The 19515-nt window shown below is 47.8% G+C and carries 11 protein-coding genes and 1 pseudogene; 7 read left to right on the plus strand and 5 right to left on the minus strand.

Annotated elements, in window-relative coordinates:
- Positions 1–34 precede the first annotated feature (34 nt).
- Positions 35–622 carry a 50S ribosomal protein L25 gene (locus tag ACKTT9_RS13575; RefSeq protein WP_407872008.1) on the minus strand — a complete coding sequence of 196 codons (588 nt, stop codon included), beginning with the start codon at positions 620–622 and terminating at the stop codon, positions 35–37.
- A 167-nt stretch (positions 623–789) separates the two neighbouring features.
- Between ACKTT9_RS13575 and ACKTT9_RS13580 the strand changes: the two genes are divergently transcribed.
- Positions 790–1080 carry a hypothetical protein gene (locus ACKTT9_RS13580; protein WP_407872009.1) on the plus strand — a complete coding sequence of 97 codons (291 nt, stop codon included), beginning with the start codon at positions 790–792 and terminating at the stop codon, positions 1078–1080.
- A 48-nt stretch (positions 1081–1128) separates the two neighbouring features.
- Here ACKTT9_RS13580 and ACKTT9_RS13585 read toward each other — a convergent pair whose 3' ends face one another.
- Entirely contained in the window at positions 1129–1983 is an 855-nt protein-coding gene (locus tag ACKTT9_RS13585) for an AraC family transcriptional regulator (RefSeq protein WP_407872010.1), read from the minus strand.
- A 134-nt stretch (positions 1984–2117) separates the two neighbouring features.
- Between ACKTT9_RS13585 and ACKTT9_RS13590 the strand changes: the two genes are divergently transcribed.
- Complete coding sequence (locus ACKTT9_RS13590; RefSeq protein ID WP_407872011.1) at positions 2118–5261, plus strand: glycoside hydrolase family 2 TIM barrel-domain containing protein; 3144 nt, start codon at positions 2118–2120, stop codon at positions 5259–5261.
- A gap of 91 nt (positions 5262–5352) precedes the next feature.
- Here the strand turns inward: ACKTT9_RS13590 and ACKTT9_RS13595 are convergent, their stop codons facing one another.
- From ACKTT9_RS13595 to ACKTT9_RS13605, 3 genes are read right to left on the minus strand one after another with little or no spacing between them, the layout of a single operon-like run.
- On the minus strand, positions 5353–6879 hold the full coding sequence (locus ACKTT9_RS13595) for an MDR family MFS transporter (RefSeq protein WP_407872012.1): 1527 nt from the start codon (positions 6877–6879) through the stop codon (positions 5353–5355).
- 26 nt (positions 6880–6905) lie between these two features.
- Positions 6906–7622, minus strand: a complete 717-nt coding sequence (locus ACKTT9_RS13600; RefSeq protein ID WP_407872013.1) for a pentapeptide repeat-containing protein — start codon at positions 7620–7622, stop codon at positions 6906–6908.
- Between the two features lie 17 nt (positions 7623–7639).
- Complete coding sequence (locus tag ACKTT9_RS13605; RefSeq protein ID WP_407873034.1) at positions 7640–7969, minus strand: PadR family transcriptional regulator; 330 nt, start codon at positions 7967–7969, stop codon at positions 7640–7642.
- A gap of 189 nt (positions 7970–8158) precedes the next feature.
- Here ACKTT9_RS13605 and ACKTT9_RS13610 point away from each other — a divergent pair, with 189 nt between their 5' ends.
- The 5 genes and pseudogenes from ACKTT9_RS13610 to ACKTT9_RS13630 all read left to right on the plus strand — a co-directional run bounded on the left by ACKTT9_RS13610 (position 8159) and on the right by ACKTT9_RS13630 (position 19503).
- A complete protein-coding gene (locus tag ACKTT9_RS13610; RefSeq protein WP_407873035.1) occupies positions 8159–9037 on the plus strand; it encodes an NAD(P)-dependent oxidoreductase in 879 nt (292 codons plus the stop codon).
- Between the two features lie 29 nt (positions 9038–9066).
- The gene (locus tag ACKTT9_RS13615) at positions 9067–10206 is read left to right on the plus strand and encodes a glycerate kinase (RefSeq protein ID WP_407872014.1); all 1140 of its coding nucleotides are present in this window, start codon (positions 9067–9069) and stop codon (positions 10204–10206) included.
- 1307 nt (positions 10207–11513) lie between these two features.
- Positions 11514–13796: pseudogene (locus ACKTT9_RS13620) on the plus strand (rhamnogalacturonan lyase); the annotation flags it as partial.
- 940 nt (positions 13797–14736) lie between these two features.
- Complete coding sequence (locus ACKTT9_RS13625) at positions 14737–15780, plus strand: S-layer homology domain-containing protein (RefSeq protein ID WP_407872015.1); 1044 nt, start codon at positions 14737–14739, stop codon at positions 15778–15780.
- Positions 15781–15792: 12 nt separating this feature from the next.
- Positions 15793–19503, plus strand: a complete 3711-nt coding sequence (locus ACKTT9_RS13630; RefSeq protein ID WP_407872016.1) for a dockerin type I domain-containing protein — start codon at positions 15793–15795, stop codon at positions 19501–19503.
- The last annotated feature ends 12 nt before the right edge of the window (positions 19504–19515 follow it).

The following is a 19515-nucleotide window of genomic DNA, read 5'->3' on the forward strand; positions in this document are numbered from 1 at the left end:
TTCTATTGCGCAGAGTCTGTTTTCATAGACACCTTTATTCGGTGGCAGCTTCGGATTGTGCATCGGCCTCAGGGGTCGTGTCCAATTTTTGTGTGCCAAGTATGGTGACAAGAACAGTCTCAGGATCTGAGAGAACTTCAACGTTCTTGGGTACTTTAAGATCAGCTACGGTGAGATGTTCACCAATGCTTAGTGTACTGATGTCAAGTGCAAGGGATTCTGGCAGCTTATTAGGCATACATCGTATCATGACTTCATGCGACTCTACTTGGAGAATACCGCCTTCCTTCGTGCCTTTGGCTTCTCCAATAAATTGGATGGCAATCGCGGTATCCAGTTTTTCTTTCATATCAATTTGCAAAAAGTCGACATGCAGCAATTGGCCAGTCAGAGAATCCTTCTGGACGTGATGGATGATGACGGATTCCTTTGATTTCGAGGGCAAAGCTACATTCAAAATGGCATGCGGATTCCGTTTCAGGGATGCTCGGATTTCTTTTTCCGGGACGGTGACATGTTCGGAATCCATACGAGAGCTGTAAACTACAGCGGGAACTTGACCTTGTTCTCTCAGTTTCTTCACGGGACCTGTTCGTTCAGATAGTAAAATCGTTGTGCTCATGTTCGGCACCTCCGTAGCGTAGTTAGAGCGGCGTTCAGCCCTATATTCATTTACCCGCTAGCGTGAGGAGTGAAACAGGAAATAAATAGGAAGATTTTTTTTATTTTGGGCTTCTTTATCTTTCCATTTGAGAGTAAAATAGAGGACAAGAGGAGGATTGATAAAGGATGAGTACACTGAAAAGTTTCACTGATTCTGATCAACATATTTCGTTGGAGTTAAGAGATGATCATCTGACTGTGCTGCGTTTACACGGTGAAACGTCTATTTACCCTTTCAAAAATATTACTCTTGCCTCTGAGCCGATTCCAGAGTATCCCTTGAACCGCGTGGCGCTCACGGTTATTGATTTCAACACTGGTGTAACCGATTTCAAATTTTCTTCTAGTAAAAATGATTTTGAGATTTTCGTCCAAACATTGATTGAAATTCATAGTGAGTTTGTGCCAAATCATTAAATCTATAATAAGCGATGGAAACTATCAGGATAGGCGAGGCGACTCGGTCTATCCTTTTTCTATTTGATTTTTATGATATTGATTTCTGAAAACCTCAGGGGTTAAACCTACGGACTTACGAAAAGTTGAAATAAAATGCGAAGCATCCAGAAAACCCGTAGTTTCCGCGATCTGCTTAATCGTCAGGTTATGCCCGGTAATGAGCAATTCTTTGGACTTCTGAAGTCGCAGCTGCAGCAGGTATTGATAAGGGGATAAGCCAAATGCTTTTCGGAAAAGCGTATTGACGTGCTGCGGACTGACGCCCAGCTCATTAGACATCCAGGTAAGGCCGACATCGGCGGAACCAAAGTTTTGCTCCAATTGAAATAAGAGCGGCAATAAGCGCTCATGGCTCTGCGAGAAGGAGGCGCTTTTGTTGACGTTGCCGTGTTTTTTGAGCAACGTGAGAAATTGATAAACCTCCAGCGAACCGTTCATTCCCGTGAAATCATAGCTATAACGATATTTTTCGTAAAAATATTCGTGTATGTTAGCCAGCGGAGTCTCTGTTCCCCAGCTGATTTGCGTGGATAACGGGAACTCCAGGGCATAAACGATAGAGGCCGCGAGTGCGCCGTCAAAGGTTAAGTACCAAGTCGACCATTTGGAAGAGAGAACTTTGTACTCATGCGGAATGCCCGCGGCGAGCAGCATACCTTGATTCTCGCCAAGCTTGATGGATTGATTGTCGAGGATGATTTCTCCGGCGCCTTCAATCGTTTGCAGCCAATGAAAGCAGGGATAACCGTCCTCGCGTTTATAATAGAGCTGCTGACTCTCATAGCCGACCGTTTCGAGGATCAGTGGCAGCTTGCGGTCCGTTTCGGTGATGACGAAAAACTTCCTGTAGTCTATAGCCATATCAGATAGCCATCTCTTTCATTTTTTAATATGTCATGCGTAGTATCTTATATTTTAAAAGAGATTATTGTCAGTTACAATAAATACATCGTTGATGATAATTATACAACACCAATAAAGTGAGGTATTAATCCATGGCTAATAAATATGTCTATACAGCGCCTTTGAACGGTTATCCGGAATGGAATAACAATCCGCAGATTTTTCAACTGAACCGTTTGGAAGCGCATGCAACGTTGATGCCTTACCGGTCGGAAGCAGAAGCGCTTGCAGGAGTTCGGGAAGCCTCTGACTTCTATCAAACTTTGAATGGAACGTGGAAGTTTCATTTTGCAGAGAATGCTGAGGGGCGGCCTCAGGAGTTCTATAAGAACGGCTACGATTACAGCGGCTGGTCCGACATTGCGGTGCCGTCTCATTGGCAGCTGCAAGGTTTTGATTTTCCGCAATATACGAATATTATCTATCCATGGGTAGGTCACGAAGAGGTGAAGCCTCCTTATGCGCCTGTGAAATATAATCCTGTAGGCTCGTACTCCCGGAGTTTTACGATTCCGGCATCTTGGGCGGAGCAACCTGTATACTTGAGTTTTCAGGGTGTTGAATCCGCTTTTTATGTATGGGTAAATGGGGATTTCGTTGGGTTTAGTCAAGACTCATTCACACCCGCGGAATTTGATATTACGCCTTACTTGGTTGAGGGTGAGAACAAGCTCGCGGTTGAAGTCTATCGGTGGAGCGATGCAAGTTGGTTGGAAGATCAGGATTTCTGGCGGTTGAGCGGAATTTTCCGCGATGTCTATCTATACGCCACCCCTGTGGCACATATTGCGGACTTTAAAGTGCTGACGGATTTGGATAATACATTTAAAAATGCCGAACTGCGCATTCAAGCGAAAGTTACGAACTATGATGCCCTTGGCACAGGAACGCACCGCGTAGAAGCTGTTTTATATGACAGTGAACAAAAGCCGTTATGGTCATCTCCTCTATCCGCGGCAGTTGAACTAAGCGGCAGCCTGAAACAGGATGTGGAGTTGTCTGTTAAAGTGGAGAATCCGGAACTTTGGAGCGCAGAAAAGCCTAACCTCTATACGCTGGTTTTGAGCTTGAAGGACGAGAAGGGAACCCTGCTGGAGACGGAGAGCTGCAAAGTAGGTTTCCGTAAGTTCGAAATTCACGATGGCTTGATGAAAATCAACGGTGAGCGCATCGTATTCAAAGGCGTCAACCGCCATGAATTTGATACAGATCGCGGCCGCAGTGTCGATAACGACAGTATGATCGCTGATATTTTGCTGATGAAACGATTTAATATCAACGCTGTCCGCACATCCCATTATCCGAACAATGCACGATGGTATGAGCTGTGTGATGAGTTTGGTTTATATGTCATTGATGAAACGAATCTTGAAACGCACGGATCGTGGAGTTATGCCCAAGAGGAAGAGGGAGACACGGTTCCAGGCAGCAAGCCTGAATGGACGGCGGCTGTCCTGGATCGCGCGAATTCCATGATGCAGCGAGATAAAAATCATCCTTCGATTGTGATTTGGTCGCTCGGGAATGAGTCATGGGGCGGGGATAATTTTATTAAAATGCATGACTTCCTGCGTGAAGCCGATCCTTCCAGAATCGTTCACTACGAAGGAATTTTCCACTGCCGGGACTCTGAGGCGGCCTCAGATATCGAAAGTCAAATGTACTCCAAGATTGACAAAATTGAAGAGTACGCGAATAACAAGCCGAAGAAACCGTTTATTTTATGTGAATACAGCCATGCGATGGGGAATTCCTGCGGTAATTTATTTAAATATTGGGAGCTGTTTGAGAAGTATCCGGTTCTCCAAGGCGGCTTCATATGGGATTGGATCGATCAATCCATCCGTACAACAACGCCTGACGGTGTGACTTATCAAGCTTATGGCGGCGATTTCGGGGATACGCCGAATGACGGCAATTTCTGCGGCAATGGTTTAATTTTTGCTGATCGCACACCTTCGCCGAAAATCTATGAAGTTAAAAAGTGCTATCAAAATGTGAAAATTACACCGGTTGATTTGGCAAAAGGCCAAGTAGCTGTGACGAATCAATTCTTGTTCACGGATCTTAATGAGTTCAATTGGACGTGGACGATCGAGCGTAATGGCGTTGCTGTTGGTGAAGCGAAGAGCGGTCAATTTACTGTGACGCCTGGAGAAACGGCCACAATTGAACTCGAATTGGATGCGTACGAAGCAGCCAGTCCGAGTGACGAGTACGTGCTTACGATCAGCCTTCAATTGGAAGCTGATACCTTATGGGCGCCAAAAGGGCATGAGGTCGCGTGGGAGCAATTCCTGCTGCCTGTCCGTCAAGCGTGGGCGCATGTTGATTTCGTTGCGCACGCAGAATCAGCTGCAGCCGTATCTGAACTTGATGCTGTGCAAATTGCCGCAACGAACGATTCGATTATGCTGAAAGGAAGCAATTTCTCGCTTCAATTCCAAGCGGCAACTGGCAATATCACTTCCTATCTCTACGAAGGAACTGAGTTGTTCCTGACAGGACCAGCGCCTAATTTCTGGCGCGCCTACACGGATAACGACCGTGGCAACAAGCATCACATTCGTTGCGCGCCATGGCAAGAAGCAGGCAGCGGAAGAACGCTGCAATCCTTGCAAGCGAAATCTGGCAGGGATGGCCGCGCCGAAGTTCATGTTTATTATGAGCTTGCTACAACGCCGGCTTCAACAGTGAAATTGGTGTACACGGCATCGCCGAATGGGGAGGTCGAGGTGCGCATGGAGCTAGTTCCCGGCGCCAACCTGCCAGAGATTCCGGAGATCGGCATGATGTTCGAGTTGGACTATGCCTTCCAGCAATTAAGCTGGTACGGCCGCGGGCCACACGAAAATCACTGGGATCGCGCGACAGGAGCGAAGCTGGCCCTGCACAGCGGAACCGTCCAGGAGCAATTCGTTCCGTACCTACGTCCGCAAGAATGTGGAAACAAAACGGATGTGCGTTGGGCGACATTAACGGATAACACAAGCCGCGGACTCCGTATTACGGGACTGCCGACTGTGGAATTGAATGCTCTGCCGTATTCGCCTTCGGAATTGGAAGCTCATGACCATCCTTATAAGCTGCCGGTCAGCGAGAAGGTAGTGCTGCGCGTGAATTACAAGCAGATGGGCGTTGGCGGAGATGATAGCTGGGGGGCAAGAACGCATCCGGAGTTTACGTTGTTCGCCAATCGCACGTATGCGTACTCGTTCAGCTTTCAAGGAGTCTAACAGGGCTGCTATTGTGTAAGGAGTTAACAGCAATTAAATAGAGGGTGCACCTCGCCATTTCGATGGCTATGAGGGCACCCTCTTTTTGTAGTTAATGTGATACCGCGCCTTGTTCCTGGGTCGGATCAAGTTTCTCTTTGCTCATGGCAATCGCGCAAATGAAGGCGATCACTGCTGGAACAATTGTCCATGCGAATGTGAGAACGATAGAAGACGATAGAGCACTGGTGATTTTTTCTAAAATAGGACCTGGAATGTCCAAACGTTTAGCCGGATCGAGCAAGGTATGTGGGTCGCTGGTAGCCATACCTGCAGGCATTGCGCCTTGCCCCGCAAAGGCATCCGTCAGCTTTCTAGTGAATGCGTGGCTTTGGATTATTCCAAACACGGTGATTCCCAGCGTCATTCCTAAGGAACGTAGGAAATTTAGTGTGGAAGAGGCCGATCCGCGCTGCCTGGCATCAAAGAGATGAATCGCGGCATTGCTCAATACCGAGAAGGAAGCCCCGATACCTAAACCAACGATAATCATATAGATCGTTACGAGCCAGCGTGGCGACTCAGGAGATAACGTCGTCAGCAGAGCAACACCAACTGCCAAAATAAGAGTGGTAGGAATCATAATGCTGCGGTAGCTCACTTTTGTCATTAAGAAACCGCCGCCAGTTGCAGTGACGACAGAACCTAACATCATGGGCAGTAAAACTAGGCCGGAGTTCGTCGCTGTTCCGCCAAGCACACCTTGAACGAAGATGGGGATATAAACAGAAGCCGTAATAAAAGCGGCACCGCTAAAAATGGCTACGGCATTGCTGGAAGCATACAACCGGCTTTTGAACATGGCAAAAGAGATAATCGGCTCGGCAGCGCGGCGTTCTACGAAAATGAAGATGATCGTTAACACGGCGAACAGTGCCAATAATCCGAGGATAAACGATGAATTCCAAGCATATGTTTTGCCGCCTAATTCAAGCGCGAACATAAGGGAGACGATGGCTCCGACAAGCGTCAGTGCGCCCCACCAATCGATCTTTTGCTTCGAATGCTCAACGGATTCACGGTAAAAGAAAGCGATAAAAATAAACGCGATCAAACCGAGCGGCAGGTTAATGTAGAAAACCCATTTCCAATTCACGTAATCCGTAATATAGGCGCCTAGCAAAGGGCCGAAAATACTGGACATACCGAACACGGCGCCGAACAATCCGCCTAGTTTACCGCGGCTTTCAATCGGAACGGCATCGAACATGATGGTAAAAGCAATAGGTACCAGCGCACCGCCGCCAATCCCTTGAATCGCACGATAAATGCTGAGTTCAATAATGGAATTAGCCGTTCCACATAAGATGGAACCTAGCATAAATACGATAATCCCGAAGATGAAAAACTTCTTTCGTCCATACATATCGGACAATTTTCCGAATATCGGCATGCCGGCCATCTCGGCGACCATATAGGCGGAAGTGACCCACACGAATTTGTCCAAGCCGCCTAATTCCCCTACGATGGTACCCATTGCTGTAGCTACAATGGTGTTATCCATGGATGCCATCAGAATACCAAGCAGAAGCCCGGCGATTACAATGCCTATTCCTTTATTTTTCGTTTGTGTTGACATGAAGGTGGTATTCCCCGCTTTCTTCATTAAATGATGGTAACGTGCGTGAGATTTGCTTTAAAGCCTTTTAAAACGGCATATGTGCCTTTATCCATTTTAGCCCCGTCAAAAATTGTTTTTTTGACATCGGTTTTAAACGAACAGCTTTGAAAAACGGCGTTGCGGAAAGAGGTTTCTTTTAACCCTGTATAATGAAAAATAGTTCCGGTAAAAGTTAGGTTATCCAAACATACGCCCGCTAACTCCGAAGAGCTGAAGTCGGTGTGGTTAAATTGGCAATTCCGGAAAGTAGCTCCCTTGAGGTTGGACTTTTGAATCTTGGCATGGGTCAAATTAGAGCCGTCAAAGTTGCAATTGTCCAAGTTGCTGCATTTAAAAGAAGCATTCGTTAAATCCGAATGGCTAAAATCAGAGCCCTGCAGGTTGCTGTAATTAAACTTCCCGTCGTGAACCTGAACAGCTCTTAAATCCGACTTTTGCAAATTTTGTTTCGAAAAATCAATGCCAACGATTTGCTGCAGCTTCGTCGTACTGGCATGGATGCTTCCGATGAGCTCGGAAATTTCGCCAATAGAGGCGATTGTCCGTTCAAAAGCGGCTTTTTCATCAAGGCCATCCTTTTGCAAGTCGCTGAATCTTTCCTGCAAGTCATGAAAAAGCTCTTCTTTTAACTCCCGAATTGGCTTTAAATCCTCGTAATTGGAGAAAACTTCGTCCAAATAAGCAGAAAGCTTGGTATTCATGGATGATTCCACCTTTCTTATATGAATAAATCGAGAATGCTTTTTGCATGTTCCCAATTCCGCTTGTTCGTATCAAATGTCTCTTGCCCTTTGTCGGTGATCCGGTAATACTTCCTTCTGCCGCCTTGCGTTTCGTCTCCCCAATAAGAAGTAATGTTCTCTTCCTGTTCCAGGCGTTTGAGGCTGGCGTACATGGTAGCTTCCTTGAGTTCGTATTCTCCGCCTGTGGTTACCTGCACAAGCTTGGAGATTTCATAGCCATACTTATCACCTGACATTAAAAGCTTAAGAATGATGCTGTCGGTATGCCCGCGAATAAGCTCAGACGTTATTTTTATGTCAAAGATGATCCTCACCTCCTGTTTTACATTATATTCAAGAGTACTATATCTGTCAATGTAGTCCTGCGGAGGATACACATCTTCCATTGACCGCACAGAACGGGGATGATAAGTTAGAAGAAGTATTGGGAAAAATTACGCAGTATCCGGTTGGCATTGTGTGTTTATTTAGAAAGGTGGTTTTTTTGCGTGGCATTGAATCCAGCACAAACCGTAGTAGGACTTGTAGGTACAGGTGTTATGGGTAAAAGCATGGCAGGTCATTTTATGAAGGCAGGGTATCAAGTTCATCTGTACAATCGGACAAGATCCAAAGCACAGGAACTCGTGGATCAAGGTGCACATTGGCAGGATTCCCCTGGACAATTGGCTCAGCAGTGTGATGTCATTATTACGATGGTAGGTTTCCCTAGTGATGTGGAAGAAATTTATTTAGGCGAAAATGGTATCCTGCAGAACGCCAAGCCAGGAAGTTATGTCATCGATATGACAACGTCCTCGCCCAAGCTTGCCAAACAAATTGAAAATGAAGCGCGTTCCCGCGGGTTATTCTCACTCGATGCACCTGTTTCAGGCGGAGATGTTGGAGCGAAAGAAGCGAGATTATCAATCATGGTTGGCGGATCGCGCGATGCGTTTGATGCGGTTTTGCCGTTATTTGAGAAGATTGGCACGAATATCGTCTATCAAGGGGAAGCGGGAGCAGGCCAGCATACCAAAATGTGCAACCAAATCGCCATTGCCAGCAATATGATGGGCGTGGTCGAGGCGCTTGTATATGCAGAAAAATCAGGCTTAGATCCTGCTACGGTGCTTAAAAGTATTGAATCCGGCGCAGCGGGCAGCTGGTCATTAAGCAATTTGGCGCCGCGGATGATCGCCGGCAATTTTGCACCTGGCTTTTATGTCAAACATTTTATTAAAGATATGAAAATTGCTCTTCAATCGGCTGAAGAAATGAATGCGAAGCTGCCTGGGCTTGCTCTAGCCAAATCGCTGTATGAGCAGCTTGCTGCCAGTGGGGAAGAAGACAGTGGGACACATGCGTTGTATAAGCTAATAAGCAAGCTTTGATCGAAAAAGCTCGGGGGAGAGGGACGACCGTGAAAATTGTCATTGCACCTGATTCTTTTAAGGGCAGTTTAAGCGCGAAAGAGGCTGCTCTAGCTATAGCGAAAGGCATTCAAAAGGCTGCACCGTCATCGGATACGGTGCTTGTTCCGATGGCTGACGGCGGCGAGGGAACCGTGGACAGCCTCATTAGCTCGACACAGGGAACCAAAATCAACGTTTCAGTAAACGGGCCTTTGTTGGATAATGTGATAGCTGAATACGGCGTTCTTGGAGACAATGAAACCTGTGTCATCGAGATGGCTACGGCTTCAGGGCTCTATTTGATCTCAGAGGAACAGCGAAATCCTTGGCTGACGACGACCTACGGAACAGGGCAGCTTATCAAACATGCCTTGGATCATGGGTATCGTAAGTTTATTTTGGCGCTTGGCGGCAGCGCGACCAATGACGGAGGGAGCGGCATGCTTCAAGCGCTTGGGTTGGCGCTCTTGGATGCGGAAGGACAAGCTGTTCCGCATGGTGCGCTCGGTCTTTCGAAGATTCGCAGCATAGATGCTGCGAATTGGGATGCCAGAATAGCGGAGTCGAGTTTTACGATTGCCTCTGATGTGGTTAATCCGTTCATCGGCCCGCAAGGAGCGTCCTATGTGTTTGGCCCTCAGAAGGGGGCGACCCCTGAGATGTTGCCAGAGCTCGATAAGGCGCTCCGCCATTGGGCGGATATCATCGAGGCGCACACGGGCATAGCCGTACACGATCTGCCTAGCGCAGGGGCAGCGGGCGGGCTTGGCGGCGCGTTCCAAGCTTTTTTCCCATCAACCGTTCAGCGCGGCGTTGAGATTGTCATGGACAAAAGCGACCTGAGCCAGCACTTGCAGGAGGCATCTCTCGTGTTTACGGGTGAAGGCCGAACAGACGCGCAGACGGCTTCCGGCAAAGCTCCCATGGGGATTGCTCAAGCGGCGCAGAAACTTGGCGTTCCTGTTTTTGTATTGAGCGGTTCCATCGGACCCGGCGTGGAGTCCCTCTATGACCATGGCATCACGAGCATCCATAGTATCGTCAATGGACCTATGTCGCTGCAAGAAGCGATGGAGAGGACCGAGGAGCTGCTGACGCAAAAAGCGGAGCAGGTCATGCGGACTTATCTGGCTGCTCGGACTATGTAAGCTTGTACTTTTTGAAAAAGTCTGTCTTTCTTCCCGCGGTTGCGCCGGAGGATAGGCAGGCTTTTTTTGTGAGCAAGTATTGTACCCTACCGTCAACCTGTGCGTCATTTAGCTAACTTCACTCACCTGTCAATAACAAATATGAAAATGCCTAGCGAGAATTCTGCTAAGGCCTCACTTGGGGGAACTGGAGTCCCTTATTCCGAGGAAAACGAGCTGTTTCCTCGTTGAGCGGAACTGTGAGGTCTTATTTTGCCGCCACGGCACGTTTATCGCGGGAAAGAGACAATATAGCGCCCTGTACTTCCCATAACAATTGGAAAATGCCTCTTTACAGGGGAATAGAGTCCTGTAGTTCCCGCCCCCTGACAATGCCCGTCAGGTCTAAGCTAGCTACTTTCCCAATCCCACACTATTCCATCAACCTATTCACAACACAGCCAACTTCCACCTCACCCGCCAATAACAAATTTAAATGAACATAGCGAGAATTCTGCTATGGCCCCACTTGAGGGAACTAGAGTCCCTTATTCCGAGGAAAACGAGCTTTTTCCTCGTTGAGCGGAACTGTGGGGGCTTATTTTGCCGCCACGGCACGTTTATCGCGGGAAAGAGACAATATAGCGCCCTGTAGTTCCCATAACAATTGGAAAATGCCTCTTTTCAAGGGAATAGTGTCCTACAGTTCCCCTAAAGCAAGGCCGAAGAACAATCTCTCGTTTCTCGGATGCACACTCCCTCTTCGACCGACTATCACTCACATCTCGAGCTCCTATCGCTCTAGGAAGCGCTCGTTGACTCGCTTTTCGAGCACCCATCGCTCTAGCAACCCCCCCCCGCTCATTCGAGCTCTCACACAGGTCCATTTCCTCCATTTCAGGAATATAACTGTTTCTTGAACAAAAATAACGGTTTTTTATTTGGTAAATAAAAAATACACAATGTATCATTTGAGAGGTAGTGAGAAACATGGACGAAGCAACATGAAGTTACTTAGTTAAGATGAAAGGAGGCTGCGGATAACCAATAAGAGCCACTTTGAGCAGTGTATGTAGGGGAAAAATTGGAGCCGCTTTCAAGGAGTTCTGGCGGAAATGTGCAAGTTTATGAATGTTTGTTCCAATATAATCTTTAATTATTGCGTGTATTGACTTTCGCTCATCGGCCAGTCAAGGAACTGATTCTTAAGCCTCAACTCTCTCTCATCTTTCGACAAATGTCGATAGAAAGAAACAATTTGTATCGCATACATATCATTTTCTGACAAAATACGCGACATATCTCCGATTAGGAAGGTGACGAAAAGCATGGCGAACAAGAAACTCAGCCTAGCAAAGAAAGCGCTTACTATAACAGCCGGCTGCATGGTGATGTTCAGCAGTATGGTCGGAACAGCAGCTGCCAATGAACAATCAGGCAATCAGGGAACGACGTCGGGCGTTCAATTGGAATATTTGGATCGTGGCTTGACAGCGGTTGTCAAAGGCAATGGCGTGTTTCTCAGTTGGAGGCTGCTTGGCAATGAGGTTACGGGCTACTCCAGCACGGGATTAACGGGGACAAACTTTAATTTGTATAAAGACGGCGTGAAGATTGCTACGATCGACGACAGTACGAACTATTTTGACAGCACAGGAACGGTTTCATCGAAATACTACGTAGCTGCGGTCGCTAACGGAAATGAAGTGGATAAAAGCGCATCCGTTACGCCATGGGGCAGCGGTTTCTATGATTTGCCTTTGAAAAAGCCGGCGGATGGCGTTACACCAAAAGGTGAAGCATACACCTACAAAGCGAATGACATGAGCGTTGGCGACGTTGACGGAGACGGTCAATATGAATATTTCGTCAAATGGGATCCGTCCAATTCCAAAGACGTCTCTCAAAAAGGTTATACAGGTAACGTGTATGTAGATTGCTATAAGTTTGACGGGACGTTGTTGTACCGGATTGATCTTGGGGTCAATATTCGAGCGGGTGCGCACTATACGCAATTCATGGTTTATGATTTCGATGGCGATGGAAAATCAGAGATGATGTTCAAAACAGCGCCGGGTACAAAGGTCAGTAAATACGATGCTCAAGGTAATGTGACATCCTCGAAGTACATCACGATGCCGGGTGAAGATCTTGCCAAAGGCTACGCGAATACGGACGATTATCGGTTGAGCGCCGAAGGTTACTACGATCATGTGGTGAACATGTTCATGAATTGGGATAAGCACCCAGAGGTGCTAAACGGTTCTTGGCCTAAAACGTTGGAAGAATGCTTCGGCATCGCCAAGAAATATTCCTATCCGCTGTCTGAAGGGGATGCCAAGCTTTTAGCGGATTATTTTATAGACGTGTATGCGCCAAGTCGAAGCACAAATAACAAATTGCGGGAATTTGAAGGCTTTGTTGTAGACGGTCCTGAGTATTTATCGGTGTTTGAAGGCGCGACAGGCAAGGAACTGGAAACCATCCACTACAAGCCAGGTCGTGAAGATGACGGACTCATGTGGGGGGATTACGCGCTTGCAAGAATTGAACCGGCCAATCGTGTGGACCGATTCTTAGCAGGGGTATCGTATCTGGATGGCCAAAATCCTTATGCAATCATTGCCAGAGGGTACTATACGAGAAGTACGATCGTGTCGTACCGCTGGAATGGTAAACATTTGGAAGAGTATTGGTTCGTAGACAGCGGATGGGTGAAAATGACGAATCCGTTCAATGACACCCCTCACGGCAGAGAGGGATCTAATCCTGCTTATGCAACACTAACGACGCAGGGGGCTCACTCCTTGACAAGCGCTGATGTGGACGGCGACGGCAAGCAAGAAATTGTATACGGCTCCTCAACGATTGACCATGATGGCAAATTGTTGTACAGCTCCGGCGATACGATTCCTTCAGGTCCGAATGCTGGAAACTATGCGTTGCTAGGCCATGGAGATGCTCTGCACGTTACAGACATTAACCCGGATCGTCCTGGTTTGGAGATCTTCATGGTTCATGAAGGCGCGACAAGCGTACCTTACGGCTACTCCTTCCGTGACGCGAAAACAGGTGAGACGATCTATGGCGCCTACACCGGGAAAGACACAGGCCGTGGCATGATCGGCGATGTCGATGCATCCAAAAGAGGTATCGAAACGTGGGCTACTGCTCTGCGCATGGCCGATGGCACCACATTAGGAACATCCATGCCAGGCACAAACATGAGCATCAAATGGGCGGGCAACATGACGACGCAAATCGTGAATGGTGCGGAAGGCTCAACGCCAACGATTGATGTTTGGGGCGGGGCTAGAGCGCTGACGGCTACAGGTACGACGACCAATAACTCCACGAAAGGGAATCCATCGCTTGTTGCCGATATTTTTGGCGACTGGAGAGAGGAATTGCTCGTTCGTAAGTCGGATAGTTCCGCTATTCGGATTTATATGAGTACGGATGTAACGAATCACAAAATTTACACGTTAATGCATGATCCGCAATATCGGGCTGAGATCGCTAGACAGAACACAGCGTACAATCAACCGGCATATACGAGCTTCTATTTTGCTTCTGACACGGATTGGTCCAAGGTGCCGATTCCAAACTTGAAGCCTTTTGCAACAGGGGCATCCTTAAATGGTCCTGACGCCGTCGCTCCCGGGCAATCGTTCAATGTTACATATGGATTGGAGCACGTAAACTCGGAGGTAGTTGCTGAGGATATCACCATTGATGTGGATACGAACAAATTGGATTTGAATAATACGCCTCCTGTTTCGTTGGACGAAAACACATTCAAGATAGTTGATTACAAACAAACACCAGGCAAGCTTCGCATTCTCGGCGTTCACTTCGGCGACAAACAAGCGCGTCCGAACGGCCCGCTATTCACCATCGGAGTGACGGCCAAAGCTTCCGTGCAATCCGGAGTAGGAACGGCAGCCGTCTCAGCGTTAACTGTTGCAAACGGTGCGGGCATCGAGCAGCAGCTGCAGGGCAGTTCGTACGCCGTGCAAATTGGCTCTGGAGACAAAACGCAGTTGAATGCTCTCATTGCTGAAGCACAAGGTGTAATTAGCAGCGCAGTTGAAGGCAGCCATGTTGGTGAGTATCCTTCCGGCTCCAAAGCGATTCTGCAAGCAGCTATTGATAAAGCGATTCTGGCTGCGAATGATCCGACGATCTCTCAAGAGCTTATTAATCAAGCGATTGCTGAGCTTTCCGCCAAACTTCAAACTTTCCGTCAATCTGTGGTTACAAAAGTGGTTGGTGACTATACGAATGATGGCAAAGCAAGTATCGGCGATTTGGCGCTTATGGTTAAGGCGTATGGTAAATCGGTCGACAGTCCAGATTGGAACGATTGGAAACAATTTGACCTCAACAACGATAAGATGATTGATATCGAAGATCTTTCAGCACTTGCTCAGTTGATCATTAACGAAGATTTTTAAGCGGGATTTTCCTTAATTAGCGGGTGGGAAGGCAGGGAATGCTGCTGCTTTCCTCCCCGCACCCATTCACATCACGGAGAGGACGGAGGCTACGTTGAAAAAGAAAGGGCTTTTATTCGCATTATGTTTATTTCTGTGCATCTCATTCAATCCCATACAAGCCATGGCGGCTGAGTCGCCAAGTTACTCCTTATCCCTAACCAGCAATCAAACCCAAGTCGGGAGTCAGGTGCGAGTCGTTGTCAAAGGCACCCAGGTGACAGACCTTTTTGGCTACGAAATTCGATTATCCTATGACACGACCCATTTACGTTTTATAAAAGGAACGAGCCCGATGAACGGATTTTCCGTTCCGGCTATCGTAAAAGAAGGGCAAGTTATTTTTGCCCATACCAAAGTTGGAAAATTACCGGGGGATTCAGGGGATGTGGAGCTTGCCTCCTTTACGTTTGAGAATTTGTCAGAAGGACCAGCGGAGATCAAACTTATACAGGTCAAAGAAGTGACGAGCGCGATGCAAGCAGCAACGGTAACTTCCGATTCCAAGCTTGCGATGGATATTACGCCTAAGCAGGGAGTGGCTATTACTTTTAGTGATATGGCCAATCATTGGGCACAAAAAGCCGTCGAGCGGGCGGCATCACTCGGTATTGTAAACGGTTACGACGATGGAACATTCCAACCGGACGGTAAAGTAACGCGAGCAGAGTTCACGGCTATGCTGGTACGTGCGATCTCGCTTACTAGCAAGGATGCACAAAATATGCAATTCTCCGATATCAACGATATTCCGCAATGGGCTAAAGCTTATATTTTTGAAGCGGCATCCGCAGGTGTAGTAACGGGTTACGAAGATCATTCCTTTGGTGCGGATCGGCTCATTTCGCGCGCGGAGATGGCGGTTATGGTCGCACGGGCAATCGGTCTGGAGTCAAACTCCGATGAGGCGGATTCCTTTGCTGATGAGGATCAGATTCCGGCTTGGGCGCTGCAGGAAATCAAAGCTTCACGTAAAGCCGGATTGATTCAAGGCAGAGACAACAACTATTTTGTTCCAGATGATCAAGCAACACGAGCTGAAGCGGCTGTGTTAATTCTCGCAGCTTACGATAACTTCCAATCAGCAAATGAAAGGTAGATGAACGCGAAAATGAAAATGAGAAAACTTCCGCTCTTTTTAAGCGCAACGATGGCGTTCGCCATATTTTCAGGCTCAGCAGTACTTCCTAAGACAGTTTCTGCTGCTCAGCAAGCCTACCTCTTTGATTTCGGAACAGCGACAAGTCCTGTAGCTCCCGGTTATACACGAGTTTCTGAATCTACGTTGTATAGCAGTGCTATCGGATTTGGTCTCAGCAAAACCATAGCGAGTAGAGATCGTGGAGCTGGTTTCAGCGATATTTTAAGAGATTTTGTCATTGATAAAAGCTTCTCATTTAAAGTGGATATGGAAAATGGGGATTATTTCGTCAAAGTTACCGCAGGTGATGGAACGGCAAGCAATAAGACGGCCGTAACGATTGAGGGGATCAATCGGGGTTCCACGAATACGGCCAGCGGTAGCTTTCAGGATGTCACGGCTGTTGTCACTGTTGCGGACGGACAGATGAACGTGGACATTGGCGGCAATGACGGCCGTGTCAACGTCATCGAAATTACGCCGGCTGTTGTCATGAGCGGTGTCAAGGTTGACAGAGTGAACGTATCTCCATCTCCAAGCGTACAGCTTAGTTGGAATGCTGCACAAGGTGTGAGCGAATACAGCATTTACAGGAAAGGTGAAGGACAAGCCGATTATACCAAGATTGGAACAACGAGCGCAGCAGCGTATTCAGACAGCTCGGTTGAACTTGGTTTAACTTATACGTATGCGGTAACAAACACAGTCGGCGGTTATGAATCACCGAAAAGTGACCCGCTGTCGGTAACCGTTGCAGATGGAACGGGCCAAAAACCAGCGGTCCCCGGCCATTTTCAAATCACAAATGCCACAGAAAGCTCCGTTAGTTTAGACTGGGATACCGTTTCTGGAGCTGTTTACTACTATGTATACAGATCGGCAAGCGAGACGGGAGTTTACAGTAAAATTGCCGGAACATCGGATTCATCCTATGTTGATCAATCCGTGACAACGAATATTCCTTACTTTTACAAAATTGCAGCCGTAAATTCGGCGGGGTTATCCGATCTCGCAGCCTCTGTTGTATCTCCGATCAAAAAAGTGTTCCAACGTCAAATGGAACGTCTGGAACGAGGCACCACGGCGATTAAAGTGAGCAATGGCGTGTATGTCGGCTGGAGATTGCTGGGCACAGAGCCAAGCAGCATTTCATTTAATTTGTATCGGGACGGCCAGAAGATCAACAGCTCCCCGATCACATCAAGCACGAACTTCCTTGATACGGAAGGTACGCTGCAGTCAACATATACGGTTCGTGCCATCGTGAGCGGAATTGAGCAAACAGCTTCGGGCAGCGCATCTGTTATGGAAACGAATCATTTGGATATTCCTTTGAATAAACCAACAGGGGGCACTACTCCAGATGGGGTCGCCTATACATATAGCGCGAACGATGTTAGTGTCGGTGATTTGGATGGCGATGGGCAATACGAATATGTGGTGAAATGGGATCCTTCCAATTCCAAGGACAATTCGCAGTCCGGTTACACTGGCAATGTCTATGTAGATGCTTATGAACTTGACGGCACCCAATTATGGCGTATTGATTTGGGGAAAAATATCCGGGCTGGAGCTCATTACACACAGTTTATGGTGTATGATCTGGACGGGGACGGCAAGGCGGAAGTCGCCATGAAAACGGCGGACGGAACCATCGACGGAGCTGGAACCGTGCTAGGGAACGGGGCGGCGGATTATCGCAATTCATCGGGTTACATTTTAACCGGTCCTGAATATTTGAGCATTTTTGAAGGTACCACAGGTAAAACGCTTAATACGACTTCTTACGAACCTCCAAGAGGAACGGTGGGGAACTGGGGAGATACGTACGGTAACCGTGTCGATCGTTTTCTGGCAGCAATTGCTTATCTGGATGGCGAGCACCCAAGTCTGATTATGGCACGTGGTTACTACACGAGAACAGTTCTTGTCGCGTACAACTGGAAAGACGGACAGTTAACGAAAGTGTGGACCTTTGATTCAAACACGCCCGGAAATGGCAGCTATGCAGGTCAAGGAAATCACAACTTAAGCGTTGCGGACGTTGACGGGGACGGCAAAGATGAAATTGTGTATGGGGCAATGGCGGTTGACGACGATGGTACAGGACTTTATACAACAGGCTTGGGACATGGAGATGCCATGCATTTAAGCGACTTGGACCCGGATCGCCCTGGTTATGAGGTTTTTCAGGTGCATGAGGAAAAGCCGAGCCGTGCAGGCTTGGAATTCCGCGATGCGAAAACAGGCGAGCTCATCTGGGGCAAACCTACAACCTATGATGTAGGCCGTGGTGTATCCGCCGATATCGATCCTCGGTACAAAGGCGCTGAATCTTGGGCCATTGATGCGGGAGGCTGGAACAGTACTTCCGGGGGCTTGTATGATGTGAAGGGCAATGAGATTTCCACGCATATTCCGCCTGCGAACTTCGCGATTTGGTGGGATGGAGATCTCCAGCGTGAGCTGCTCGACCATACCTACAACGATACGACACTGACCGGTGTAGGTAATATTTTGAAATGGGATTATGAGAATTCGCAAGTGAAGACGCTGCTTTCAGCAGAAGGGACGTTCTCCAACAATGGAACAAAAGGGAACCCCGGCCTGCAAGCCGATCTATTCGGTGACTGGCGTGAAGAAGCGATGTGGCGGCTTGAGGACAGCAGTGCGCTGCGCATCTATATGACAACCGATGTAACAGATTACCGCTTTTATACGCTTATGCATGATCCTGTCTATCGTTTAGGTGTGGCTCGTGAAAATACCGGCTACAACCAGCCGCCTCATGTGAGTTATTACCTCGGTGGAGGGATGACACAGCCGCCAATGCCGAATATTACGGTGCCAGCTGGTGAGCCGCAAGAGCCGGGCATTATGTTAGGCGGGGGAAGCACATTAAAACCTGGGGAGACGCTCACGCTGACATACGGTCTAAGCGGTATTACGGAGCCCATCATCGCCCAAAACGTGAGCTTTACCTATAATCCGGATTACTTCGAATATGTATCAACCAAAGAATTGCAAGATGGTGTGAGTGTTGTAGGCAATGTGTACAGTACACCTGGCAAGGTGCGAGTTATCTTAGTTAGTTTGGGAACTGACTACGGCGTGACGGGCAATAGTGAACTGATCTCGCTACAGCTCAGGGCCAAGTCGGTTGGCAGTACGGTTGTCACCAATGTTTACAGCTCGGCTGAGGTGGCGAATGCAGCAGGGGTGGAAACCACTTTCCAAGGCGTAGAGAAACCGATTACGATTCGTTATGCCGACTTGTCCGCGTTGAATACACTTATTAGCACGGCTGAGACGACATACGCACAGGCGGTAGAAGGAATTGGTCAAGGGGAATATCCAGCAGGATCGAAAGCTGATCTTCTGGCTGCCATTACGAAGGCCAAAGCCGTTCAAGCGAATCCGAATGTTACACAGGCTGAAATTACGCAAGCTGTTGCTGAACTGAACGCCGCACTGACAGCGTTCCAAGCTTCCGTGCACACAAGTCATGGATACGATGTGAATAACTCCGGTCAAGTGAGCATCGGCGACTTAGCCTTTATTGCCGCTCATTATGGATTAAGAGATACCGATCCTAACTGGAATAGCAAAGCAGACGTCCATGTGGACGGTATCATTGATATTCTGGATTTAAGTGAAGTGGCCAGCTACATTTTAAAATAGCTATAAGAAAGG

Source organism: Paenibacillus sp. P36, assembly GCF_045866505.1.
Taxonomy (GTDB): Bacteria; Bacillota; Bacilli; order Paenibacillales; family NBRC-103111; genus Paenibacillus_E; species Paenibacillus_E chondroitinus.

Bases quoted from the DNA above. Each gene is read 5' to 3' on its own strand.
- ACKTT9_RS13580 (WP_407872009.1), top strand. From the start codon at position 790: ATGAGTACACTGAAAAGTTTCACTGATTCTGATCAACATATTTCGTTG.
- ACKTT9_RS13630 (WP_407872016.1), top strand. From the start codon at position 15,793: ATGAAAATGAGAAAACTTCCGCTCTTTTTAAGCGCAACGATGGCGTTC.
- ACKTT9_RS13585 (WP_407872010.1), bottom strand. From the start codon at position 1,983: ATGGCTATAGACTACAGGAAGTTTTTCGTCATCACCGAAACGGACCGC.
- ACKTT9_RS13600 (WP_407872013.1), bottom strand. From the start codon at position 7,622: ATGAATACCAAGCTTTCTGCTTATTTGGACGAAGTTTTCTCCAATTAC.
- ACKTT9_RS13575 (WP_407872008.1), bottom strand. From the start codon at position 622: ATGAGCACAACGATTTTACTATCTGAACGAACAGGTCCCGTGAAGAAA.
- ACKTT9_RS13590 (WP_407872011.1), top strand. From the start codon at position 2,118: ATGGCTAATAAATATGTCTATACAGCGCCTTTGAACGGTTATCCGGAA.
- ACKTT9_RS13595 (WP_407872012.1), bottom strand. From the start codon at position 6,879: ATGTCAACACAAACGAAAAATAAAGGAATAGGCATTGTAATCGCCGGG.